We start from the raw sequence: 24,085 nt of genomic DNA, 5'->3' as shown, positions 1-24,085 counted from the left end.
GGGTGGGCGGTGGCTCACCGCTCGGCGGCGGACGCGGACGGCCGCGCGTGGGGCCGGCCGGGGCGCAGCAGGAACCGCTGCAACTTGCCGCTGGGTGTCTTGGGCAGGCCGTCCACGAAATGGACCTCGCGCGGATAGGCGTGCGCGGCGAACCGGGTCTTCACCAGCGTCTGGAGCTCGGCCGCCAGCGCGTCGGACGGCTGCGTCCCGGGCCGCAGCACGATGTGGGCCACGAGGATCTCGCCGCGCAGGTCGTCGGGGACGCCGACGACCGCGGCCTCGGCGACGCCGTCGTGCTGGAGCAGCACGCTCTCCACCTCGAACGGCCCGATGCGGTAGCCGGCCATGAGGACGACGTCGTCGTCGCGGGCGGCGAAGTGGAGGTAGCCGTCGGCGTCCTCGGCGGCGGTGTCGCCGGTGAGGTACCAGCGGCCGTCGGCGGTGAACCGCTCGGCGGTGCGGTCGGGCGCGTCCCGGTACCCGGTGAACCACATCAGCGGGCTGCCGGCCAGGTCGACCGCGACCCGTCCGGGCTCGCCCGCGGGCGCGGCCTCGTCCGCGCCGGGGCGCAGCACCCGCAGCCGCCAGCCGGGGAGCGGGCGGCCCATGGAGCCCGGCCGCAGCTCGGCCCGGATGTCGGGATGCCAGCCGTTGGCGACGGCCATCCCGAGCTCGGTCTGCCCGTAGTGGTCGCGGACGGGCACGCCGAGCGCGCTCTCCGCCCACGCGACGACGTCCGGGTTGAGGGGCTCGCCCGCCGAGGAGCAGCAGCGCAGGCGGAGCCCGGCGGGTATCGCGTCCGCCGCGTTCCGCAGCGCCCGGTAGACCGTCGGGCCCGCGGCGAAGTTGGTGACGCCGCACCGCGCCAGCACCCGCCACGTCAGCTCGGGGGAGAAGCCGCCGCGCAGCAGGACCGCGCGCCGGCCGAGGAGGAGCGGGCCGATGACGGCGTGGTAGAGCCCGTAGGCCCAGCCCGGGTCGGCGGCGTTCCAGAACACGTCGGACGCCCGGTGGTCCAGCCCGTACTCCTGGTAGACGCGCATCGCGGCGAGCGCGCGCACCGGGACCGGAACCCCCTTGGACGCGCCGGTGGTGCCCGAGGTGAACAGCTCGACCATGGTCGCGTCGCCGCCGGCGGCCACCGGCTCCGCGAGCGGCGGCGAGGCCGCCAGCTCCGCGAACGCGGCGTCGGCGCCGGCGGGCGCACCGGTCGTGACCACCGTCCGGCCGGGGTCGGCGATCGCGTCCAGCTTGGCGCGCTGCGCCGGCTCGGTGATCACCGCCACGGTCCCGTTGCCGGTGACCCGGGCGGCGATCGCGGGCGGGGCCAGCGCGGTGAACAGCGGCACCTGCACCGCGCCCAGCCGCCAGATGCCCAGCATCGCCACGACCAGCTCGGCGGACCGGCCCATCAGCGTGGCCACCCGGTCGCCCGGGCCGACGCCGAGGTCGCGCAGCCCCGCCGCGAACCGCGCCGACCGGTCGCGCAGCTCCCCGTACGTCAGGTCGGCGCACGCCAGGCCGCCGTCCGGGCTGGGCCGGACGATCGTGAAGGCGCTCGACCCGGCCGGGTGCCGGTCGCAGAGGACGTCGGCCAGGCACGCCCGCGGCGCGCCGTAGGCGGCCAGCACGTCGGCGACCCGCTGTCGCAGCCCGGTCATGGGGACCTCCCGCTCGAAGTGGAACACCCGGTTTCCGGGGTGTTAACGGGATGGTCGCGGCGGTCCCGGCGGTCCGGTACCCCCGGGTGAGGGGGCGGGGCTTGCGCGGGCCGGGGACCGGAGCGACCCTGATGCGCACCGCCGTTCGCGCGGAAGGCCAGCTGAAGGGGGTCGGCACCGTGAACAGGCCCGAGACGACCGACGAGCCCCAGATCCACCGCGCGCTGGCCTGCCTGCGGGACATGACCTCGCTGCCGCTCGCCTTCGGGGGGCCGGTGAACGCCGCCCGGCAGGTGCGCTTCACCCAGTTCGCGGGCGTCACCACGGGCGCGCTGCGCGGCGTCGCCGTCGACTGCGGCCTCGGCCTGGGCGGCAAGGTCGTCGCGCGGCGCCGCCCCATCGTGGTGAACGACTACGTGGCCTCGTCGGGGATCAGCCACCAGTACGACCACGTCATCACGGCCGAGGGGCTGCGCGCGATGGTGGCCGTCCCGGTGATCGTCGGACGGACCGTCCGGGCCGTCCTGTACTGCACGACGCGCACGACCCTCCCGCTGGGGGACCGGGTCGTCCAGGCCGCGCTGGAGACCGCGCGGGACCTGGAGCAGAACCTGGCCGTCCGCGACCGGGCCGCCCGCGGTGCCGACCCGCTCGGACGGCGGGAGCCCGGCGGGGCGCGGACCGCGCCGGCGGCCGAGCAGGAGGTGGTCCGGGAGGCGTACGCGGAGCTGCGCGTCCTCGCGCAGGGCCTGGACGACGACGCCCTGCGGCAGCGGCTGGAGCAGGTCTGCGCGAAGCTGTGCGGCGCGGGCGCCGCGCCGTCCGGGCCGCGGTCGGCGCCGTACCTGTCGGCCCGCGAGCTGGACGTGCTCGCCTGCGTCGCCCTCGGCTGGACGAACACGCAGGTGGCGGCCGACCTCGGGGTCACCACGGAGACGGTCAAGAGCTACCTGCGCAACGCGGCCCGCAAGCTGCACGTCCGGTCGCGCCTGGAGGCGGTCGTGGCCGCGCGCCGGCACGGCCTGCTGCCCTGAGCGCCCGCGGTCAGGTGACGGTCAGCGTGCACCGGCCCGGTGCCGACGAGCCGCCGCCGAGGTAGACGTCCGTCTCGCCGGGCTCGACGAGGAACTCGCCGCCGGCGGCGTTCGTCCAGAAACCGAGGTCGTCCGCGCCGAGGGTGAACCGCACGGTCGTGCTCCCGCCGACGGGAAGGGTGATCCTGCGGAACCCGCGGAGCCGGCGCACGGGCTGCACGAGACTCGCCACCCGGTCGTGGACGTAGAGCTGGACGACCTCGTCCCCCTCCCGCTCACCCGTGTTGGTCACCCGCACCGACGCCTCGACGGTCGCCCCCGCGCGGATCTCCTCGGCGGAGACGGCGGGGACGTCCAGGCTCGGCTCGCCGTACCGGAACGTGGTGTAGCTCAAGCCGTGCCCGAAGGCGAACCGGGGACCGTTCTCCAGGTCGAGGTAGCGCGACCCATAGCGGGGGTTGCTGCGCCCGGGCTCGCAGGGGCGGCCCGTGCTCTCGTGGTCGTAGTGGACCGGGACCTGGCCGGTGACGCGCGGAAACGACACCGGGAGCCTCCCGCTCGGGTCGACGTCGCCGAACAGGACGTCGGCGACGGCGCGGCCGCCCTCGGCGCCGGGGTGCCAGGCGACCAGGACGGCGGACGCGGCGTCCAGCCACGGCCCGAGGGCGAGCGGACGGCCGCAGACCAGCACGACCGCGAACGGGCGGCCGGTCGCGGCGACCGCGGCGACGAGCGCGTCCTGCGCGCCCGGCAGCCCGAGGTCGCTGCGTGACCCGCCCTCGCCGCTCAGGTGCGACGGCTCACCGACCACGACCACCGCCGCGTCCGCGGCCTCGACGGCGGCGACGGCCGCCGGGACGCCGGAGACATCCCGGCCCTCGGGATCGACGCCGCGGGCGCAGACGACCTCCGCGCCCCCCGCGGCCTCCCGGACGCCCTGCGCCACGGTGACCGCCGGGAAGCGCCCGGCGCCCGGACCCGCCCACGCCCCGTGCAGGTCCTGGGATTCGGCGAACGGGCCGACGAGGGCGATCGAGCGGCCGCCGACGAGGGGGAGCAGCCCGTCGTTCTTGAGCAGGACCATGCAGCGGCCCGCGGCCCTCCGCGCCGCCCGCCGGTCGCCTGCCGAGGAGATGGTGACCTCCCCGTGCCCGTCGCAGTAGGGCCGCTCGAACAGGCCGAGCCGGAACTTCAGCCGCAGGACGCGCGCCACCGCGTCGTCGAGCCGCTCCCGCGCGAGGCGGCCGTCGGCCAGCAGCCGCTCCGCGTGGTCGGCGAAACAGGTGGAGACCATCTCCATGTCGACGCCCGCGCCCAAGGCCAGGCGGGCGGCATCGCGGGCGTCCGCGGCGAAGCCGTGCGCGACGAGTTCGGCGACGCCCGTCCAGTCGCTGACCACCGGCCCGCTGAACCCCCAGCCGTCCTTCAGGACGCCGGTGAGCGCACGGCGGTCGCCGTGCGCCGGGACCCCGTTCATCGCCGTGAACGCCGCCATCACCGTGGCGGCACCGGCGTCGACGGCGGCCCGGAAAGGGGGGAGGTGCACCGCCCTCAGCCGCGACTCCGACAGGTCCACCGTGTTGTACTCGCGGCCGCCCTCGACGGCGCCGTAGGCGGCGAAGTGCTTGGCGCAGGCGGCCACCTTGCCGGGCGGTATCGCCGCGCCGTCCGGGCCCTGGTAGCCGCGGACCTTCGCGGCCGCGAACACCGCGGTCAGGTACGGGTCCTCCCCGAAGCTCTCGGAGATCCGGCCCCAGCGCGGATCGCGCGCGACGTCCATCATCGGCGAGAAGACCCAGTGGACGCCGGAGGACCGCGCCTCCCGGGCCGACACCTCGGTGTCCCGCTCGGCGACCCCGGTGTCGAAGCTCGCCGCCTGCGCCAGGGGGATCGGGAAGGTCGTCAGGAATCCGTGCACCACGTCCAGACCGAAGACCAGGGGGATCCCCAAGCGGGACTCCTCGACGGCGACGCGCTGAAGCTCGTTCGTCAGCGCCGCTCCGTACACGTTGAGCACCGAGCCGAGCCGTCCGGCGCGGGCCATGTCGCGCACCTGGGCCGCTTGCCCCTGACCCGGGCCGGTGTCACCCGTCCAGGCGAACTGCTGCAACTGCCCGAGCTTCTCCGCGAGGCTCATCCGGCCGAGGAGCTTCCCTATCTCGTCGTCATGCGATCCACGACCGGCCAAAGCGCGTCCCTTCGCATCCGAGGAGCCCGGCCGAGCCTAGAGAGCAGCGCGGGGAGATGGCCATGCCCTCCCCTCACCCGGGGGTGCACGACCGCCGATGCGACCAAGGCGCTAGTCGGACACGGCGGGCGCGGCTCTGGGGCGTCATCGCTGACGATCCGGATGGTCGATCGAGCTCCCTTCTTCAGCGGGTCGGTCGAAGGTGGTGGTGGGGCGGAGCAAATATGAGCCGGGGAGGCATGTCAAGCGTCCGATGCGCCTCGTGAATATGAGACCGGAGCTGACTGCGGCTCATCTGGGGTTATCCGCGCAGATGCACGTGGCGGGTGAAAGCATCGCCATGGGAACTTTCATGCGGTCCGTCCGCTGATGGAGATCACCGAAACCTTTCGACGGCGTCCTCGTCCACTGTAAGAGGTGGATAGCGTGGGCGGACCGGGATGAGCTTCCGAAACATCTTCGAAAGTCTTGACATGCTTTCCGGGCGTTACTCACACTGAGTCCCCGAGCGGTTGGGCGTGCCAGGTGTGGCACGGCCCACCGACTAACGACGCCTTGGTGGTGTGCGTTCCCGGCGAAGGGACGCGGCGTCGATTCCGCGGGTCGTCCCCGCTTTTCTGGCATTTCCCGTGCTTCAGTTACGGAGGCTCAGGAGTGAGCACCAAGAAAACACCATCGTCCGGAATCCCGCGATCCGTCGGCCGCTTCCGCCGCGCCCTGGTCACCCTCGCCCTCGGTACCGTCGGGGCGACGACCGCGGCGCTGGCGGCGGCGGTTCCCTCGCATGCCGCGGCGAGCACGCTCGGCGCGGCGGCCGCGCAAAGCGGGCGGTACTTCGGCACCGCCATCGCCGCCGGCAGGCTCGGCGACTCGGCGTACACCACGATCGCGGGCCGCGAGTTCACCATGGTGACGCCCGAGAACGAGATGAAGATCGACGCGACCGAGCCCCAGCAGGGCCAGTTCAACTTCACCGCCGGCGACCAGGTCTACAACTGGGCGGTGCAGCACGGGATGCGGGTCCGCGGCCACACCCTGGCCTGGCACGGTCAGCAGCCCGGCTGGATGCAGGGCCTCGGCGGCAGCGCGCTGCGCCAGGCGATGATCAATCACATCAACGGTGTGATGGCCCACTACAAGGGCAAGCTCGCCTACTGGGACGTGGTGAACGAGGCCTTCGCCGACGACGGCAGCGGCGGCCGGCGCCAGTCCAACCTCCAGGCCACCGGCAACGACTGGATCGAGGTCGCCTTCCGCACCGCGCGGGCGGCCGACTCGGGCGTCAAGCTCTGCTACAACGACTACAACATCGAGAACTGGAACGCGGCCAAGACCCAAGGCGTCTACAACATGGTCAGGGACTTCAAGTCCCGCGGCGTCCCGATCGACTGCGTCGGGTTCCAGTCCCACTTCAACAGCGGCAGCCCCTACAACAGCAACTTCCGCACCACCCTGCAGAACTTCGCCGCCCTCGGCGTCGACGTGGCCATCACCGAGCTGGACATCCAGGGTGCCTCGCCCACGACCTACGCCAACGTGACCAACGACTGCCTGGCCGTGTCGCGCTGCGTCGGCATCACGGTTTGGGGCGTGCGGGACACCGACTCCTGGCGGTCCGCGGACACCCCGCTGCTGTTCGACGGCAACGGCAGCAAGAAGCCCGCCTACACCGCCGTCCTCGACGCCCTCAACGGCGGGTCGACCACTCCGCCTCCACCGTCCGGCGACACCGGACCGATCAAGGGCGTCGCCTCCGGCCGCTGCCTGGACGTGCCCAGCGCGAGCACGGCCGATGGCGTCCAGGTGCAGCTGTGGGACTGCAATGGCAACGGCAACCAGCAGTGGACCTACACGTCCGCCAACGAGCTCAAGGTCTACGGCAACAAGTGCCTGGACGCCGCCGGCACCGGCAACGGCGTGAAGGTGCAGATCTACTCCTGCTGGGGCGGCGCGAACCAGCAGTGGCGCGTCAACTCCGACGGGACCATCGTCGGCGTCCAGTCCGGCCTGTGCCTGGACGCCTCCGGCCAGGGCACCGGCAACGGCACCCCCGTCCAGCTGTACTCCTGCTGGGGCGGCGACAACCAGAAGTGGTCCCGCAGCTGACCGGGAGGAGGTTCGCATGTACGGAGCAGCTATCAGGATGGGGCGCCGCGCGCTGACGGCCCCGCTGGCCATGGCGGCTGCGGGTACGCTCGCCCTCGCGGTCACCCTGGTGGCCGGCCCGGCTCGGGCCGACGTCACCGGCAGCCTGCGCGGCGACGGTTCCGGCCGGTGCCTGGATGTGCTGGGGCAGAGCCAGACCGACGGTACCTACCTCCAGATCTATGACTGCTGGGGCGGCGCGAACCAGCAGTGGACCTCGACTGCCGGCGGCCAGCTGACCGTGTACGGCGGCAAGTGCCTGGACGTGCCGAACCACACGACCGCTGCCGGTACCCGGGTGCAGATCTGGACCTGCAGCGGTGGTGCCAACCAGCAGTGGCGTGTGAACTCCGACGGCACGGTGGTCGGCGTGGAGTCCGGGCTGTGCCTGGACGTCACGGGGGCCGGTACGGCCAACGGCACCGCGGTGGACATCTGGCCGTGCAACGGCGGCTCCAACCAGAAGTGGACCGGCCTGTCCGGCACGACACCGCCCCCGACGGGCACGTGCCCTCTTCCGTCGGCGTACCGCTGGACGTCGACAGGCGTTCTGGCGACGCCGCAGCACGGGTGGGTCTCGCTCAAGGACTTCACCAACGTCGTCTACAACGGCAAGCACCTGGTCTACGCGTCGAACGTGTCGGGGTCGTCCTACGGTTCGATGGCTTTCAGTCCCTTCACGAACTGGTCCGACATGGCTTCGGCCGGCCAGGTCGGGATGAGCCAGGCCGCGGTGGCGCCCACGCTGTTCTACTTCGCGCCCAAGAACGTCTGGGTGCTGGCGTACCAGTGGGGTGCGTGGCCTTTCATCTACCGGACGTCGAGCGACCCCACCAACCCCAACGGCTGGTCCTCACCGCAGGCGCTGTTCACCGGGAGCATCTCCGGCTCCGGCACCGGCCCGATCGACCAGACGCTGATCGGTGACGGTGCGAACATGTACCTGTTCTTCGCCGGTGACAACGGCAAGATCTACCGGGCGAGCATGCCGATCGGGAACTTCCCGGGCAGCTTCGGCTCGTCGTACACGACGGTGATGAGCGACTCGACGGCCAACCTCTTCGAGGCGGTCCAGGTCTACAAGGTCCAGGGTCAGAACCAGTACCTGATGATCGTTGAGGCGATGGGGGCGAACGGGCGGTACTTCCGCTCGTTCACGGCGTCCAGCCTGAGCGGTTCGTGGACTCCGCAGGCCGGCAGCGAGAGCAGCCCGTTCGCGGGCAAGGCCAACAGCGGGGCCACCTGGACCAACGACATCAGCCATGGTGACCTGGTGCGCAGCAACCCCGACCAAACCATGACCATCGACCCCTGCAACCTCCAGTTCCTTTACCAGGGCAAGTCCCCGAGCGCCAGCGGCCCCTACGACCAGTTGCCGTGGCGTCCGGGCCTGCTGACATTGCAGCGCTAGCCCGCGCGATCGATGATCGCAGGCTGGTGGCCGCCGACGTGCAGCTGAACCGGGTGCCCCTCCCGCGAAGGAACCGACGGCTCAAGCCGACCAGGTCCCCACGTGGGAGGGGCACCGTGCGGAGCGCTTGACGGACTGTTCCCTCGTCGGGAGTGCAGGCGCGCCCGGGGCCGACGCAGGGGTGCGCCACCGCACCGGGATCGGATCAGGGAAGAGAACGCAGATGAGTGAGCACCTGCCGGGCCGCTATATCGAGGCCGTCATCGACGACCTGACAACATTGGGCATCAGGGCCATTCATTGCGGCGAAACGAAAGTGTCCCTCATCTGGCCGGGTGCCCAATCGACCTTCCTGGCATGGGATGAGGAGTTCGGCTGGACGATCGAGATCACTGAAGACACCAACCATGGCTTCACGCACGTGCGTTACGGGCTCCCGCTCTACTTGAACGCTGAACCTGCCGACGTCGCGTTGACCGTCGGAATAACGATGTTCGAGTCCGACGGTCTGGATCTAGAGTCCCCACACCGCAACATAGCCAATCCCAACATCACACGCTGGCCTTGAACGACCAGTGAGCGGGCCGAGTCTCCGACCGTTAGCGCGGTAGCGGGTCACGGCGCGATCAGCAGTCAAGGACCAGGACACAGGTGCCTGCATCGATTAGGTGAGGGATGGTGCTAGGTAGGTCAGTGTGTAGCCATCGCCGGACGGGGTTACGCGGGCGATCCCGGGTGAGTCGAGGTGGGCGCCGGCTACGTAGTGGTCTGGTCGCGTCAGTTGTTCGAGGAGGGACGCTCGCGCGGTGCGGGCTTGGGATTGGTCGCCGTCGAGCTCCCAGGACACGTTCGGCTGTTCGAATTGGAGCGTCGGGACGTGGACGGTGTCGCCCCAGACGAGCAGGTGGCCGGTGCTGCTGCCGATGTCGTAGACGGTGTGGCCGGGTGTGTGGCCCGGGGCCGGGATCGCGGTGGCCCAGTCGTTGATCGCCACCTTCTCCGACACCGGTACCACTCGGTCGCGAATCGGTTCGAGCCTTCCCGTGAATACCGAGGTGTCGCCCGCGCCGATCCACACGCGCTCCAGTCCGGTGAACGCCTCTGAACCGTCCGGCGTGATCAGGCCGCTCACGTGGTCTTCGTGCCTGTGGGTGATGGCCACATCGGTGATCTGCGCGCGGTCGATCCCCGCTTCGCCGAGCGCGTCGTAGATCAGTCCCATGGTGGGGTCGTGCCAGACGTCGGACGCGCCGGTGTCGATGAGGACCGAGCGCGTGCCGTCGGTGACGTAGAAGGCGTTGACCGACAGCCGCAGCTTGTCGCCGACCAGGGGGACGGCGGCGGGCAGTTCGGCGAGCGGGCGCCCGTCCTCGTCGCGGAGCCTCGTCGGCGGCATGTCGATGTACCCGTCGCGTAACGAGACCACCTGTAGGTCGCCGAAGTCGAAGGTGGCGTGATGTCGGCCGGTCGAGATCAGACGCATGGAGCCTCCCGTGCATGTCTCCAATAGGAGACGCATGTCTTCTTTAGGAGAAACCCTACACTGTGGGCTGCGAGATGCCCATCGACCGAGGAGCACGGTGGCCGAGCAAGACGTGAACGCGGCCGGACCGCAGCATGGTGACGACCTGGCCGGCGCGTTCGGCGGTAACGTGCGGCGGCGCCGCGAGGAGGCGGGACTGACGCTCGAACAGCTTTCCGCGCGGTCGGCGGTCAGCCGGGCGATGCTGTCCAAGGTCGAGCGCGGTGAGAAGAGCCCGACGATCGGCGTCGCGTCCAGGATCGCTCACGCGCTCGACGTGGCGCTCTCGGATCTCATCGGTGCGCCGGCCGCCGCCGCGTCCGGCGTGGCCGTCGTCATGCGCAAGGACGACCGGCCCGTGTTCCGGGATCCGGAGACCGGCTTCGAGCGGCACATGGTGTCGGCGGCGCCGGGCGCGGGGGGAGCCGAGATGGTCGTCCACTACCTTCCCGCGCAGGTCTCCACCGGGCTGCTGCCCGCGTATCCGCCGGGGACGGAGAAGCAGCTCGTGGTGCTCGAAGGCACCCTCACCGTCGCGGTCGGCGGAATCAACGAGACGCTGAACACGGGCGACTCCCTGTTCTTCCAGGCCGACGCGGACCATGGCTTCGCCAACCGAACGGACGCTCCCTGCGAATACATCATGGTCATCTCGCGCAGGAACTGAGCTCCAAGAGCACCGCTCCGCTGGTGCGCTTCAGCGCAGGGTGCGGAACGCGGCTCTGATCTCGGTGGCGAACAGGTCGGGTTGTTCCCAGGCGGCGAAGTGGCCGCCGCGGTCGACCCGGTTGTAGTGGACGAGGTTGTGCGGGTAGGCGCGCTCGGCCCAGCTGCGCGGTGCCTGGTAGAGCTCGTCGGGGAAGACGCTGATGGCGAACGGGATGGTGATGGGCTTGGCGTCGAAGAAGTCGGCCTTGTTCTCCCAGTAGAGGCGGGCCGAGGAGACTCCGGTGTTGGTCAGCCAGTAGAGCGTGATGTTGTCGAGGACGTCGTCGCGGGTGAGGTCGCCTTTGAGGCGTCCTTGCAGGGCCTGTTCGACGAGTCCGGGCTGGCCGGTGCCGTCGCCGTGGTCGAGCATGAACGCGGCCAGGTCGACCGGCGAGTCGGCGAGCCCGTACAGGGTCTGCGGACGCGTGGCCATGAACTGGGCGTAGGCGACATGTGAGGCGTAGAAGCGGCTGAGCTGCTGGTAGGCGCGCCGTTCCTCCTCGGTGAGGCCGGGCGGCGGCGGGTCGCCGCGCTTGACCGCGGTGTTGATGGCGGCCGGGGCGGTTCCGGGCATGTTGGAGTGGATGCCGAGCAGTCCCGGCGGCGCCTGCACGGCCATCGTCTGGGTGACGGCCGCGCCCCAGTCACCGCCCTGCGCCACGTACCGGGTGTAGCCCAGGCGCTCCATCAGCGTCGCCCACGCGCGGGCGACGCGGGCCGGGTCCCAGCCGGTGGTGGACGGCTTGGCCGAGAACCCGTATCCGGGAAGCGACGGGATCACCAGGTGGAAGGCGTCCTGCGCGCTCGCGCCGTGCGCGGCCGGGTCGGTGAGCGGTCCGATGATCTTCAACTGCTCGATGATCGAGCCGGGCCATCCGTGCGTGACGATCAGTGGGAGGGCGTCCTCGTGCCGGGACCGGACGTGGAGGAAGTGGATGTTCAGGCCGTCGATCCCGGTGATGAAGTGCGGCAGCTCGTTGAGCGCCGCCTCGCACCTGTGCCAGTCGTAGTCCGTCCCCCAGTAGCGCGCGGCGTCCTGCATCAGCGCGAGGCGGACGCCCTGCGAGTCGTCGGTGACCGTCTCGCGCTCGGGCCATCTGGTCGCGTTGACGCGCCGGCGCAGTTCGGTGATCTCGGCTTCGGGGAAACCGATGCGGAACGGGCGGACGGTCTGGTCCTGGGCGGGCATCTTCGGCTCCTTGGCTTCGCGGCGCCCCCGGACGCACCTTGAGCCTGCCTGCCGCCGGCGTCAACAGCCCTGGCCCACCACGGCCACCGGATCCGCCGCCTCGGGAACTCCTAGGTCGGTGTAGATGGCCAAGGCCCGCTGCGCGTGGTCGCGCGCCGCAGTGCCGTGATGGGTGATGGCCAGGCCGGTGTGGGCTCGGGCCTGCTCGTAGGGATCGCCTGTGCCGAGGGTGAAGGTCAGCGCCAGATCGTGGTGGGTGCGGGCTCGGGCGGTGTGTCCGAGTTCGGTGAGCGCCTCGGCCAGGCCGTTGAGCGCACGGGCCTGGCCGTTGCGGTCGCCGAGCCGGCGGTAGAGCGCCAGGGCCTCCCGGTGGTGGTCGGCCGCCTGCTGGACGTGGCCCTGGCGTCTCAGGGGAAGGCCGAGATTGGTCAGCGCGTCCGCCTCACCGACCCGGTCGCCGAGCTCGCGGTAGAGGGCCAGCGCGCGGCGATGGTGGTGGACGGCCTGGGCGTGGCGGCCCTGGTGGTGACGCACGTTGCCGAGGTTGCCCAGCATGCGCGCCTCGCCGCGCCGATCGCCGAGCTTTCCGTAGCAGGCCATGGCCTGCCGCACCGCCCTGATGGCCTTGCCGTTCTCGCCCTGCCGCCACCGGACGAGGCCGAGGTTCCCCAGCGCGCGCGCCTGGCCCGCGAGGTCGCCGGAGCCGCGGTGCAGGGCGAGGGCCTGCCGACTGTGGTCGGCGGCCTGCGGGTACCGGCCCTGGCGCCAGTAGATGAGCCCGAGGTTGCCCAGGGCGCGGGCCTGGCCGAAGCGGTCGCCTGTCGCCTGGAAGATGGCCAGGGCGTCCTGGACGGCCTGGGCGGCGTGCTCGTAGCGGCCCTGGTTCCAGTAGACGCCGCCGAGACTGGTCAGGACGTGCGCCTCGCTGGTCCGATCACCGGCGTCCTCGGCCGCCTGCCGCGCGTGACCGTAGACGGCCTCGGCGTCGGCCAGGTGGCCGCCGACGTCCAGGTACCGGAACAGGACGGCGGCCAGCCGAGTCGTCCGCTCGGGCCAGCCGTGCGCGGTGCCGTGGGCGCACGCGGCCACGAGGTTGGGCCTCTCGACGTCCAGCCACGCCAGCGCGGCGGCCGGTTCGGTCACCGGCGGGACGGGCGAGCGGGTCGCCGGGACGCGCGGGCGGCGGTCCTCCTCGTCCGGGTACAGGACGCGCATCGCCGCGCTCGCGGTGGCCACGTAGTGGTCGAGCAGGCTGGTGACGGCCGCGCGGCACCGGTCCGGCGGCTCCTCGGTGGCGGCGGCCTCGACCGCGAAGTCCCGGATCAGGTCGTGGTACCCGTAGCGGCCGGGCGCGGACTGGTGCAGCAGGTGGGCGTCGAGCAGGTCCTCGCACAGCCGCTCGGCCTGGGCGACGGTGGTGCCCGCGAGCGCGGCCGCCGCGTGAGTGCCGCCCTCCCTGCCGGGGTGCAGTGCGAAACGCCGGAACATCCGCCGCTGGCCGGACGTCAGGGCGCCGTAGGAGAGCGAGAACGCGGCGGCGACGTCGCGCTCGCCGTCGTCGAGCCGGGCGAGCGCGCCGTGCCGCTCGGCCAGCGAACGGGCCAGGTCCGCCACGGTCCACGCGGGACGGGAGCGCAGGCGGGCCGTGGCGATCCGGATGGCCAGCGGCAGCCGGCCGCACAGGTCCACCACCTGCCTGGCCGCCGCACGCTCGCCGGCCCCGGCGAGGCGCCGTCCGGCGCTCGCGGCGAGCAGGGCCAGCCCGTCGGCGGGGCCGAGCACGTCCAGGGAGATCGGCAGGGTCTCGTCCAGGCTGGCCAGCCGGCGGCGGCTGGTGACCAGCACGAGGCAGTTCGGCTCCGCGGGCAGCAGCGGGCGGACGTGCTCCGCGCCCGCGGCGTTGTCGAGCACGATCAGCGTCCGGCTTCCGGCGAGGCGGCCGCGGTAGAGCGCGGCGCGCTCGTCCACGCCGCCGGGGATCCGCCGGCCCGGGACCCCGAGCGCGCGGAGTAGCCGTTCGAGCGCCTCCGCGGGGCTCAGCGGCGCGACCGACTGCGTGTACCCGTGCAGATCCAGGAACAGGCATCCGTCGGTGAACCGATCCGCGAGCCGGTGGGCGGCATGGACGGCCAGCGCCGTCTTGCCGATCCCCGCCATACCGTCGATCGCGCCCACCATCGCGGCGCCCACCGGGCGCCGGGCACCTGACCCGAGGGCCAGCAGCCGCGAGAGCTCAGCGCTCCGGCCGGTGAAGTGCACGGTGTCCGCCGGTAGCTGCCACGGCGGAGACCACGGGTCGTCCGGCGGCGGGACGGCTCGTACCGCTGCGAGCCTCGCGCCGTCCGGGGACGGATCGTCGGGCAGACAGACCCACGCGACGGTGTCGGTCTCCTTCTCCGCGACCCGGATCCGGTGGTACGAGAAGGGCCTGCTCCGCGGAGTGTGCCGGACGACCTCGGTGTAGAACCAGTCGGAGGCGACCAGCGCGAGAAGTCCCGAGGAGCCGGCCAGCACCCGTTTGACCGGCGCCGCGTCCAGCAGCCGGAACGCCAGGTTGATCGCGCTGCCGATCACCCCGTGCGCGTCGTGCCGGATCTCACCGGCGTGCACCGCCATCCGCAGCCGGATCCGTGCCCGCGGCCCCTCCGCCCGGTTGTGGACGGCCAGCTTCACGGCGAGCCGCCCCGGAAGGCCGGTGACCAGGACCTCCTTGGCGACCTCGGATGCCACCAGGACCAGGAGGCCGTCACCACGATCCTCGTGATGGCAGTCCTGCCAGGGCACGCCCGCCTCGTCGAACGCCTCGGACACGGCCCGGTACAGCCCGTCCCGCACTACGGCCCGGTCATCGTCGGTCCTCCGGGGATCGCCGAAGCCCTCGACGTCGAGGCAGACGATCGATCGATGCACCCTGCTCACGACGTCAGGCTCCTCTGTTCCACCTCGATCTCGCGCCCGCGCGCAGCGGCGGGCCGCGTGACGAACAGTGTGGCGGCCCCTCCTGCCCGCCGTGGCCAGTCCGCGGCGAACGCCCCGGACGCGTCCGTGCTGCGTCCTTCGAGCTCTCTCAACACTCCTTGATCGCTGGGAGCCTCGATGCGGGGGCGGGGGATGAATTAGGTTAGGTATACCTAATTCAAGGAGAGGCTTCGTGAGCCGTTCTTCACCCCCCAACGCCCTGTGGGACGTCCTCGCGCCCGTCCGCGGCAGGCTCGTCCTCGCGGTCGTGCTCGGTGTCGCGGGGACGGTCGCCGGACTCGTCCCGTACATCGCGGTGTACGAGTTCGCCCGCGCCGTCCTGGACGGGGACCCGGACACCGGGCGCGTCTGGACGGTCGTCGCCGTGGGCGCGGCCGGGGCCGCCGGGCGGTTCGCGCTCGTCGGCGCGGCCTACGAGATCGGCCACCGCGCCGACCTCGACCTGCAGCTGCACGTCCGCCGGCGGGTGGCCGCCCGGCTGTCGCGGGTGCCGCTCGGATGGTTCGGCGACAACGGCCCGGGCCGGGTCAAGAGCGCGCTCGACGACGACGTGAAGGACCTCCACTACCTCGTCGCGCACGCCGCGATCGACCTCGCCGTGGCGGTGACGGCGCCGGTGGCGTCGGTCCTCTACCTGCTCAGCGTGGACGTCCCGCTCACGCTGGTCGTGCTGGCGCCCGTGGTGGTCGCGGTCGTCGCCTACACCCGGCTGCTGGCCCGCTCGCACGGCAGCGTGGCGCGCGCCGGGGCGGCGATGGTCGCGCTGAACACGGCGGTCGTCGAGTTCGTGCGCGGCATCGCGGTCGTCAAGGCGTTCGGGCAGGCCGGACGGGCGCACGCGGCGTTCGCCCGCGCCGCCGACGAGTACCGGATCCTGTTCACGGCCGCGAACGCGCCGCTGCTGCGGGTCATCTCGGCGACGACCGCGCTGGTGTCGCCGGTGCTGCTGCTGGTCGTCACGCTCGCCGCCGGCGGCGCGCTCGTCCAGGCGGGGACGATGCCGGCGGTCGACGTCCTGCCGTTCACGCTGCTCGGCCTGGCGATCGGGGACGCGCTGCTCGGGCTCACGGGCGCGCTGTCGTTCAAGGAGGCCACGGCGGCGGCCGGACGGCTGCGCGAGCTGCTGGCCACGCCCGTGCTGGAGGCCCCGGAGCGTCCGGTGGCACCGGACGGGCACCGCGTCGTCGTCGAGAACGTCGGCTTCGCCTACCGGCCCGGCCACCCGGTGCTGCGGGACGTGTCGTTCACGCTGGAGCCCGGCACCGTCACCGCGCTCGTGGGGCCGTCGGGGTCGGGCAAGTCCACGCTGGCATCGCTGCTGCCGCGCTTCGCCGACCCCACGTCCGGTGTGATCCGGATCGGCGGCGCCGACCTGCGGGACCTCGACGCCGAGGAGCTGTACCGGCGGGTCGGGTTCGTCTTCCAGGACGTCGTGCTGCTGGAGGCGAGCGTCGCCGACAACATCGCACTGGCCCGGCCAGAGGCGTCCCGCGCGGACGTCGAGGCCGCCGCGCGGGCCGCCCAGATCCACGAGCGGCTGGCCGCGCTGCCCCGCGGCTACGACTCCGTCGTGGGCGAGGACGCCCGGCTGTCGGGCGGCGAGCGGCAGCGGGTCGCGCTGGCCCGCGCCCTGCTCGCCGACCGGCCGATCCTCGTGCTGGACGAGGCGACCGCCTTCGCCGACCCCGAGTCGGCCGCCGCGATCGGCCGCGCGCTCACCGCCCTGATGGCGGGCCGGGTCGTGCTCGTCATCGCGCACCGGCTGGAGACCGTCACCACGGCCGACCAGATCCTCGTCCTGGAGGAGGGGCGCATCGTCGAGCGCGGCACCCACCGGGAACTGATGGCCGGTTCGGGACGGTACGCCGGACTCGTCGCCCGGATGGGCGAGCCGATGGAAGCGGGGATCCGATGATCGCGGCCGCGCGCCGGGTGTTCGCCGGCCACGAGCGGGGACTGCTGGTCCAGTTGCTGGCCGTGTTCGCGTTCGCCGTCCTGCAAGGGCTCACGTTCGTGCTGGCGATCCCGGTCCTGCGCAGGCTGCTGGACGGGGACACCGAAGCGATGTGGCCGTGGGCGGGCGCGCTCGCGGCCGTCGCCGCCGCGACGCTGGCCGCCTTCTACGTGCAGTCGATGGTCAGCTTCCGGCTGGGCATCCGGCTGATCAGCGTCCTGCACCACCGGATCGGCGACCACCTGGCGCGGCTGCCGATCGGCTGGTTCGACGCCGCCCGCGTCGGCACGCTCTCGCAGGACGTCAGCCAGGGCGTCAAGGACAGCGCCGGAACCGTCGCCCACCTGGTGCAGCCGATCGTCACCGCCGTCGTCACCCCGCTCACGGTGGCGGTCGCGATCACCGTGCTGAACCCGGTCCTCGGCGCCGTCACGCTCGCGCTCGCGCCGCTGCTCTACCTCGGCTACCGCGTCAGCGTCGGCTGGATCGCGCGCTCGGACGAGGCCGCGGACGAGGCGGCGGCGCGGCAGACCGACCGGGTCGTCGAGTTCGCCGAGGCGCAGGGCGTGCTGCGCTCGGCGGGCCGCGTCCGCAACGAGAACGGGCTGCTCGACCGGGCCCTCGCGGAGCACCACCGGACCGCCGCCCGCAGGCTGCGCGGCGGCGCGCCCGGCCGCGCCCTGTTCGCCGCCGTGACCGTCGCGGCGCTCGCCGTCCTGCTCGCCGTCGGCGCCGTCCAGGTGACCGCCGACGCCGGACGCGGCGCGGAGGTCATCGTGCTGCTGGTGCTGGCCGTCCGGTTCCTCGAACCGATCTCGTCGCTCGCGCAGATCGGCGCCACCGTCCGGCACCACGCCGGAGCGCTGCGCCGCCTTGAGGAACTCCTGGCCACGCCGCCGCTGCCGGAGCCCGAGACCGGCGCCGAGCCCGCGCACACCGGCATCCGGCTCCGCGGCGTGGAGTTCGGCTACCGGCCGGGCGAACCCGTCCTGCGGGGCATGGACCTCACGGTCCCGCCGGGGACGATGACAGCGATCGTCGGCCCGTCCGGGGCGGGCAAATCAACCGTCATCCGGCTCATCGCCCGCTTCTACGACGTCGACGCGGGCTCGGTGTCGGTCGGCGATGCCGACGTCCGCGACCTGACCACGCCGACGCTCATGGACCGCCTCGCCCTCGTGTTCCAGGACGTGTACCTGTTCGACGGCACCCTCGCCGACAACATCCGCGCGGGACGGCCGGACGTCCCGGACGCCGAGTTCGCCGCCGCCGTCGCGGCGGCACAGGTCGACTCGATCGCCGACCGCCTTCCCGACGGCCTCGCCACCCGCGTCGGGGAGGGCGGCCACGCGCTGTCGGGCGGCGAACGGCAGCGCGTCGCGCTCGCCCGGGCACTGGTCAAGGACGCGCCGATCCTGCTGCTGGACGAGGCGACCTCCGCGCTCGACCCGGCGAACGCCGCGGCGATCACCCGCGCGCTGGCGCTCCAGGAGGGCCGCACCCGGATCGTGGTCGCCCACCAGTTGGAGACCATCGCGCACGCCGACCAGATCGCGTTCGTCGACGGCGGCCGCGTGGTCGAGTCGGGAACCCACGACGAGCTGCTCGCCGCCGACGGCCGCTACGCCCGCTTCTGGGCGGAAAGCCGCAGCAGCCATGCTCCCGGCGACGACGTCCCGGCCGCGAAGGACGCCGTCGGCGACCACGCCGGAGGCTGACCTCGCACGGCGGGCGGCGCCCGTCCCCTCCGTGGCGCCGCCCGTCCCCGCCGACCTCCGCGGCATCCTCCGTCGCCTGTGGACCGTCGTCCCGCTGATGGCGGCCGTCGTCGCACTGGTCGCCGCACCGGCGGGTGCCTCGGTGAAGCCGCCGAAAGCCGGCTTCGGCCGCCAGGCGGCGTTCGATCGGCAGCGGGGTGTCCGCGTGTGCGGTGGTTCCTGTCAGGCCTCCCGCCCAGGCATCGGGTCCAGGATCCAGGCGGTGAGACGGGTGCCCTTGACGTCGACATCCGCCTGGCTGAACGACCCGGGATCGATGAGGTGGTATCCGGCTGCCGTTTGGTAGACCGAATCGGAGACGATGAGACCGAAGTCGGCCTGGGCCTCCTGGATCTGCTTCCTGAGTGGTTCGGCGTCGAGCAGCCGGAACAGTGAGTTCACGGCGGTGCCGGTGACGCCGTACTCGTCGCGGTGCACGTAACCGTCGGTCAGCGCGATGCGCATCTGCAGGCGGTGGTCGGCCGTCTGGGCGGTTCGGTTGTGGGCCTGGATGCCGGCGCGCAGCTCCTGTATCAGCGTGGTGAGGAAGGTCTCCAGGCCGGCCCGAGAGGAGACCAGCAGGATGCCGTCGCCGCGGTCTTCGGGGCTCAGGGTGTGCCAGGGGAGTCCGGCGGTGTCGCATGCCTGCCGGGTGATCTGGTACATGACCTTGCGCAGGAGGATCTGCGCCGCTTCGTCGCGCTGTGAGAACCGAGTGATGTCGGTGGCGATGAGCAGGTGGTGGCGGGGCTTAGCGCCGCTCATTGGGTCTTCGTCTCCTGATTGATTGCGCATTCGTAGAGGTCATCGCTCCAGAACTCGATGAGTTCTTCTGCGGTGAGTTCGTGCAGGATCGGGTCTCGATCCAGAAGCCGGCCGGTCTTCAGCATCCACACGGTCGTCAGTGCCATCCCGAGAGCGACTTCTTCTGGGCCTTGTGGGCCGGCGCCTGCGCGCCCGTGGGCGCGTTCGTCGACGCTGCCGCGTGCACGGTCACGGAGGTGGCGGTCACCGGCGCATCGGGCCTGAGCGCGATGCGGAACCAGGCGGCTCCGCTGCTGCGAGGCAGTGAACGGAAGAGACATGGGGGACTTTTCTCGTGTGACGTGAAAAGGCTTGTGTGTCGGCATGAAGTGGCATAACTGTCTCGCGATTCGGTTGGTTCTCAGGAGCGATCGAAGCAAGACCAGCGCCGACGGCGAAGAAAGGCATGATCGTGAAGGCGGCGAAGATGCCGGTGAAGGCCGGTGAACGTTGGTGCACGTTCGTTGAGCGCCGCACAGCGATGCTGTATGTCGGCAATGATGCAGCCTCGGTGAATGGGCGGCATATGTCTGCTGGAAGATGAAACACGGTATTCGCGCGGAATGTGTGCTGGACGGTGGTGGCGCGGCCCCGGGCGCGGGCCGAGGCGACCGCAGCAGCAGCCGACGAACCAGGGCGCAGCCGACCAGGCGGGGACGGCCACGGCCTGGCTTGGGGAGGTTCGCCGCGTCCCCGCTGCGCGTGCCGGGCTGGTCTGAAGGCAGTGGCGTAGGGACTGGCAAGGCACAACGAGCTCACAGCCGACAGGCGGCATGGCGTCGGGCTACCCGCAGATCACCGCACCGGGGGAAGGCTGGAGGGCAGGCGCGGTCCTAGTCGCTGCCGTCGTGCTCCGGTGCGGCGGCGGAGGTCTCGCCGAGTTCGGCTTGGAGGGCGCAGGAGCGGAAAGCGTGCGCCGCCGCTTGGTCGCCTCGTGCCTCGGCGGCGCGTGCGAGTTCGCCGGCGTGGGCGCGGACGCGCTGATGGTCGACGCGCTGGCCGGGGGAGGGGACCAGCTCGGCGGCGTCGAGATGTCCGGCGGCCGTGGCATCGAGCAGGTAGGCGAGCGCGCCGGCGGCGTGGTACGGGTTGGTCGCCAGGATCACAGCGATCTGGTAGATGGCGTGGCTGTCGCCGTCTCGTGCTCGCTCGGCCAGGACGGCGCCGTAGGGGCCGTGGGCGCTGAGCGTTTCCAACTCGGGTTCGGTCGGATGGACGGGGTCGGCGCGACGGCCGCCGGACGGAGCGGTGTTCACGGTAGGGCTCGGCCGGTGATCGGCCGGCGGCTGGTCGTCTGAGGACGGTGGCCGCTGTGCGAGCTGGGCTTGGCGGCGCCGTGCCTGCCACGCCTGCAAGATCTCCTGCCAGTGCCGCGGGGCACCGGTGTCGGGATCGCCTTGGACGCTGCCGTTCTCCACGGCGCAGTACAGGTGGGCGAGCACGAGGACGGCCAGGAGCTCGGCCGAGGGCAGGCGGGGCCGTGAGCCGCTGAAGACCTGGCTGATGGCGGAGGCCGACAGGGTGGTGGGCAGGGTCTTGCGCGGGTGCCTGAGCGGATACAGCGTCTCCAGCCGTTCGACGTTGCTGATCACGCCGGGGTAGGGCGGGTCGCCGCAGTCGGCGCGGAATCGCTGGAGCTCGGCGATGAAGTCGCCGTGCCCCGAGGGGAGGAAGGGGTGGTGAGCCATCACGTCCCGGTCGCTGCTGGTCGGGCCCGAGGCCTGCTCGGGACGCTTGCCGCCTGGCGGTTCGGCGCGTGTGCGGCACGGGGCGGAACGGTGGCGTCGCGGCCGGTCGGTTCTGCCCGCCGGTGCCCTGCGGTATCCGCCCGGGACCAGGACGCTCGGCGCGACCGGCGGGTGCACCGACGGGTGCGGGGACCCCGCTGCCCGGGTGGCCGGCAGCGGGGCATCGTGGGGATCGAAGCGGCCGGTGTCCCTCGCCATCGCACCCTCCTGGTTCCGCTGCGGTCGCCGAGCCCGTTGTCACGCGCCGGCGGACGGCACGCCCCTTCAAGCATGTCGGGTCATCGGCCGGATCGGGGCGTGCGGCCGAGGGTCAGCCTGGCACGTGGCGCGGCCGCGCGTCTGTGCCACATGCCATATTCGCTATCGAACGACTACAGGCAGTTGATCATTGTGCGGAGGAACTCGGGACTCTCGCTGGGTGGCAGCGCCTGCGCGACCAGCAGGTTCAGGCCGTGCCGGTAGAGCTCGGTGTCGTCGGGCCGGTCCGGGTAGACCCCGCAGTTCATCTGCTCCAGGAAGACCAGGTCGGCGAGTTCGCCGGCGGACCAGCGCAGCAGCGTGATCGGGCTGCCCAGAACGGCGGGCGTCCCGCCGGCCAGCGGCATGACCTGGATGGTGATCTGCGGCAGCAGGCAGACGTCGCGGAGCCGCTCAAGCTGGTCGTACATCGTTCGGACCGCTCCCACGGGGCGGCGCAGTGCCGCCTCGTCCAGGACCGCCCACAACCGCGTGGGTTCATCGCGGTAGAGCATCTGCTGGCGTTCCATGCGCAGCTGAAGCAGTTGCCGCCGCCGTGCCGGCGGCATCTGGGGGTGCAGAAGCCGGATGTGGGCTTGCGCGTACTCGGCGGTCTGCAGCAGGTCCGGGATGAACTGGCAGGTGTAGCAGCGGATGGTGCTGGCTGTCTGCTCGGCTCCGAGGTAGGGCACGTACCAGCCGGGGATCACGCGGCGGTGGCGCAGCCACCAGCCGGGGCGATGCGACTGGCGGGCCAGCTCGACCAGGGCCACCCGGGTGGCGTGCTCTTCGACGCGGTACAGGTCGCACAGCGCGACCACCTCCTGAAGCCGAGTGCCGATGAGCCCCAGTTCCAGGCCGGCCAGCCGCGCCTCGGAGCCGACGACCGCGGCGGCGTCGCGCTTGTGCAGCCCGCGCTGGCGGCGCAGCCGGCGCAGCCGGGCGCCCAGCAGCAACCGCGGCATGGTGGGGCCGGGAGCCTCGTCGGCGCTCATCTGCTGTGACACCTGGGCGGCGAGCAGACCGCTCGGCATCACGCTCACGCCGCCCTCCTCACCTCGTGGGGCCGTTCGTGGGGTCGGTCCGTGCGGGCCGCGCACCCGCGCGGCCTCCACTGCGGGCGAGCGCCGAGGAGCATGGGCTTGACCAGGTGGAGGTCGAGTTTGGGTGCTTAGTGTCCAGCCGTACCAGTTCGCTGCAACTCCCGCCAGTCATAGCCGGTGACGCGCCGCAACAGGTCCGGCATGAGTGGTTTGCCCCGCCGTCCAGGAGTGCGAATACCACCCAGTACTTTGAACTCCGCCCGCTTGGACGACGAGTGCTTCGGCGGCCAGGCTCACGCCCGGGTCGGTGGTGACCGGGGAAGCGCGTGCCCGGCAGACGCCCGTTGCGCTCCCCGTGCCTGCTTGCGACCGGTTCGCGGCGGGTGCCGCGTTCCGCAGGTCACGGCTTGCGCGCCAGACCGCCGTACTGGTCGCTGGCGGCCGGTTCACCGAACGACGTGTTCTCCGGACGCCATCGGGTGCAGGAAACGATCCCCGGTTCGACCAGTTCCAGTCCGGCGAACAGTCCGGCGAGCTGGGCCGGGTCGCGGTGGCAGCCCGGCGGCTTGCCGAACCGGTTCCACTGGCGGATCGCTTCGGCCATCTTCTCGCCGGTGACCTCCAGCGTCGGATGCGCGATCGCCAGATAGCTGCCCGGAACCGTCTGGTCCATCAGTCGGCGGATGATGTCGCGAGCCTGCGCGTCGTCGGTGATGTGCCACACGACGCCGAGCATCGTGATCGCCACCGGCCGGGTGAAGTCCAGCGTCGCCCGCGCCCCCTCCACGACGGCTTCGGGCGCGTACATGTCGGCGTCGAGGTAGGCCGTCGCCCCTTGCGGGGTGCTGGTCAACAGGGCCCGCGCGTGCGTGAGCACCAGGGGATCGTTGTCGACGTAGACGACGCGGGCGTCAGGTGCGCGTCGTTGTGCCACCTCATGGGTGTTGTCGGCGGTCGGCAGCCCGGTGCCGATGTCCAGGAACTGCCGGATGCCCTGAGCGACGAGGTAGGTGACCACGCGCCCGAGGAACAGGCGATCCGCGCGCGCCTGCTCGACGATGTCGGGGAGGACTTCGGCGATCTGATCACCCAGTCTCCGGTCGACCGCGTAGTTCTCCTTCCCGCCCAGCCAGTAATCCCAGATCCGCGCCGAGTGCGACACCGAGGTATCGATCTCCGGGGTCGGCGGCGAATCCGGATCGTGCGCGCCATCCATCTCTGTGCCCCGCTTCCCCAAGACGACAACCCATCCTCACCGTAGGTCGTTTCCTCGCCTTTGAGAGCCCTTTCTCCCCAGCTTTGCCGGGATTTGCGGTGAACACTCGGTGGCTTCGCCAGCAGCAGCTGTCACAGTCGGGCTCGCCGGTTTCTCCCAGTCAAAGCGCATGGTCACCGAAATGCCCGAGAGAACCATGAGGGGTCTTCGTGCCTGAGCGAGTGAAGTTGCGGCCGGGCGTAATATCGACCTAGGAGAGCTCTTGAACCGAATGGTTCAGGAGCGCTAGTCGCGATATTTACCGCAGGCTTCGCCGGGTCACCGCCAGGTCGTTGAGCACGGCGTTGACGACCGGCCACGACATGGCGGCGGAGTTGTCGCGGCGTGCGCGCAACTGGCCCAGGATTCAGGTGTAGCGGCGCTCGCCGTCGTAGTCGCTGGTGCCGGTCCATCTGGCGTCGACCAGGAACCTGGGCGAGTTGCCAGCCC

The 24,085-nt window shown here is 71.8% G+C and carries 18 protein-coding genes; 8 read left to right on the top strand and 10 right to left on the bottom strand.

Going from position 1 to position 24,085, the window contains the following annotated elements:
- Nucleotides 1-14: 14 nt before the first annotated feature.
- Entirely contained in the window at nucleotides 15-1,661 is a 1,647-nt protein-coding gene (locus E1300_RS13225) for an AMP-binding protein (protein ID WP_131757279.1), read from the bottom strand.
- Nucleotides 1,662-1,792: 131 nt separating this feature from the next.
- On the opposite strand from E1300_RS13225, the gene E1300_RS13220 reads away from it, so the two are divergent.
- Nucleotides 1,793-2,695, top strand: a complete 903-nt coding sequence (locus E1300_RS13220) for a helix-turn-helix transcriptional regulator (protein WP_207399691.1) — start codon at nucleotides 1,793-1,795, stop codon at nucleotides 2,693-2,695.
- A 10-nt stretch (nucleotides 2,696-2,705) separates the two neighbouring features.
- On the opposite strand, the gene E1300_RS13215 is transcribed toward E1300_RS13220, so the two are convergent.
- On the bottom strand, nucleotides 2,706-4,832 hold the full coding sequence (locus E1300_RS13215) for a glycoside hydrolase family 3 N-terminal domain-containing protein (RefSeq protein WP_131757278.1): 2,127 nt from the start codon (nucleotides 4,830-4,832) through the stop codon (nucleotides 2,706-2,708).
- A 705-nt stretch (nucleotides 4,833-5,537) separates the two neighbouring features.
- Here E1300_RS13215 and E1300_RS13210 point away from each other — a divergent pair.
- The 3 genes from E1300_RS13210 (at nucleotide 5,538) to E1300_RS13200 (ending at nucleotide 9,007) form a co-directional block, all read left to right on the top strand.
- Entirely contained in the window at nucleotides 5,538-6,989 is a 1,452-nt protein-coding gene (locus E1300_RS13210) for an endo-1,4-beta-xylanase (RefSeq protein ID WP_207399690.1), read from the top strand.
- 37 nt (nucleotides 6,990-7,026) lie between these two features.
- Nucleotides 7,027-8,439: a non-reducing end alpha-L-arabinofuranosidase family hydrolase gene (locus E1300_RS13205; protein WP_131757277.1), complete on the top strand. Its 1,413-nt coding sequence runs from the start codon at nucleotides 7,027-7,029 to the stop codon at nucleotides 8,437-8,439.
- Between the two features lie 223 nt (nucleotides 8,440-8,662).
- Entirely contained in the window at nucleotides 8,663-9,007 is a 345-nt protein-coding gene (locus E1300_RS13200; RefSeq protein WP_131757276.1) for a hypothetical protein, read from the top strand.
- Between the two features lie 96 nt (nucleotides 9,008-9,103).
- Here the strand turns inward: E1300_RS13200 and E1300_RS13195 are convergent, their stop codons facing one another.
- The gene (locus E1300_RS13195) at nucleotides 9,104-9,922 is read right to left on the bottom strand and encodes an MBL fold metallo-hydrolase (protein ID WP_131757275.1); all 819 of its coding nucleotides are present in this window, start codon (nucleotides 9,920-9,922) and stop codon (nucleotides 9,104-9,106) included.
- A 97-nt stretch (nucleotides 9,923-10,019) separates the two neighbouring features.
- Here E1300_RS13195 and E1300_RS13190 point away from each other — a divergent pair, with 97 nt between their 5' ends.
- Nucleotides 10,020-10,628: a helix-turn-helix domain-containing protein gene (locus tag E1300_RS13190; protein ID WP_131757274.1), complete on the top strand. Its 609-nt coding sequence runs from the start codon at nucleotides 10,020-10,022 to the stop codon at nucleotides 10,626-10,628.
- Between the two features lie 30 nt (nucleotides 10,629-10,658).
- On the opposite strand, the gene E1300_RS13185 is transcribed toward E1300_RS13190, so the two are convergent.
- Both E1300_RS13185 and E1300_RS13180 read right to left on the bottom strand, forming a co-directional pair.
- Nucleotides 10,659-11,858 (bottom strand): epoxide hydrolase family protein, encoded by a 1,200-nt coding sequence (locus tag E1300_RS13185; protein ID WP_131757273.1) that lies wholly within the window; start codon nucleotides 11,856-11,858, stop codon nucleotides 10,659-10,661.
- A 60-nt stretch (nucleotides 11,859-11,918) separates the two neighbouring features.
- Nucleotides 11,919-14,777 (bottom strand): tetratricopeptide repeat protein, encoded by a 2,859-nt coding sequence (locus E1300_RS13180; RefSeq protein WP_165502814.1) that lies wholly within the window; start codon nucleotides 14,775-14,777, stop codon nucleotides 11,919-11,921.
- A 232-nt stretch (nucleotides 14,778-15,009) separates the two neighbouring features.
- Between E1300_RS13180 and E1300_RS13175 the strand changes: the two genes are divergently transcribed.
- Both E1300_RS13175 and E1300_RS13170 read left to right on the top strand, forming a co-directional pair.
- Nucleotides 15,010-16,752, top strand: coding sequence for an ABC transporter ATP-binding protein (locus E1300_RS13175; protein ID WP_131757271.1), 1,743 nt, complete (start codon nucleotides 15,010-15,012; stop codon nucleotides 16,750-16,752).
- On the top strand, nucleotides 16,749-18,509 hold the full coding sequence (locus E1300_RS13170; protein WP_131757270.1) for an ABC transporter ATP-binding protein: 1,761 nt from the start codon (nucleotides 16,749-16,751) through the stop codon (nucleotides 18,507-18,509). The genes E1300_RS13175 and E1300_RS13170 overlap by 4 nt, the downstream gene beginning before the upstream one ends.
- Nucleotides 18,510-18,731: 222 nt before the next feature.
- Here the strand turns inward: E1300_RS13170 and E1300_RS13165 are convergent, their stop codons facing one another.
- Both E1300_RS13165 and E1300_RS50010 read right to left on the bottom strand, forming a co-directional pair.
- The gene (locus tag E1300_RS13165) at nucleotides 18,732-19,343 is read right to left on the bottom strand and encodes a hypothetical protein (protein ID WP_131757269.1); all 612 of its coding nucleotides are present in this window, start codon (nucleotides 19,341-19,343) and stop codon (nucleotides 18,732-18,734) included.
- The gene (locus E1300_RS50010) at nucleotides 19,310-19,459 is read right to left on the bottom strand and encodes a hypothetical protein (RefSeq protein WP_165502813.1); all 150 of its coding nucleotides are present in this window, start codon (nucleotides 19,457-19,459) and stop codon (nucleotides 19,310-19,312) included. The genes E1300_RS13165 and E1300_RS50010 overlap by 34 nt, the downstream gene beginning before the upstream one ends.
- A 299-nt stretch (nucleotides 19,460-19,758) precedes the next feature.
- Here E1300_RS50010 and E1300_RS50005 point away from each other — a divergent pair, with 299 nt between their 5' ends.
- The gene (locus E1300_RS50005; protein WP_165502812.1) at nucleotides 19,759-19,896 is read left to right on the top strand and encodes a hypothetical protein; all 138 of its coding nucleotides are present in this window, start codon (nucleotides 19,759-19,761) and stop codon (nucleotides 19,894-19,896) included.
- 289 nt (nucleotides 19,897-20,185) lie between these two features.
- Here E1300_RS50005 and E1300_RS13160 read toward each other — a convergent pair whose 3' ends face one another.
- The 3 genes from E1300_RS13160 to E1300_RS13150 form a co-directional block, all read right to left on the bottom strand.
- The gene (locus E1300_RS13160) at nucleotides 20,186-21,040 is read right to left on the bottom strand and encodes a hypothetical protein (RefSeq protein ID WP_131757268.1); all 855 of its coding nucleotides are present in this window, start codon (nucleotides 21,038-21,040) and stop codon (nucleotides 20,186-20,188) included.
- 431 nt (nucleotides 21,041-21,471) lie between these two features.
- Nucleotides 21,472-22,371 (bottom strand): DUF5753 domain-containing protein, encoded by a 900-nt coding sequence (locus E1300_RS13155; protein WP_242619125.1) that lies wholly within the window; start codon nucleotides 22,369-22,371, stop codon nucleotides 21,472-21,474.
- A 409-nt stretch (nucleotides 22,372-22,780) separates the two neighbouring features.
- Nucleotides 22,781-23,596 (bottom strand): SAM-dependent methyltransferase, encoded by an 816-nt coding sequence (locus E1300_RS13150; protein WP_131757266.1) that lies wholly within the window; start codon nucleotides 23,594-23,596, stop codon nucleotides 22,781-22,783.
- Between the last annotated feature and the right edge of the window lie 489 nt (nucleotides 23,597-24,085).

Origin of the sequence: Actinomadura fibrosa, assembly GCF_900659615.1 — a bacterium.
GTDB classification, from domain to species: domain Bacteria; phylum Actinomycetota; class Actinomycetes; order Streptosporangiales; family Streptosporangiaceae; genus Spirillospora; species Spirillospora fibrosa.
Note: the sequence above shows the minus strand (reverse complement) of the source record. Positions and strands in the feature narration are given on the sequence as shown.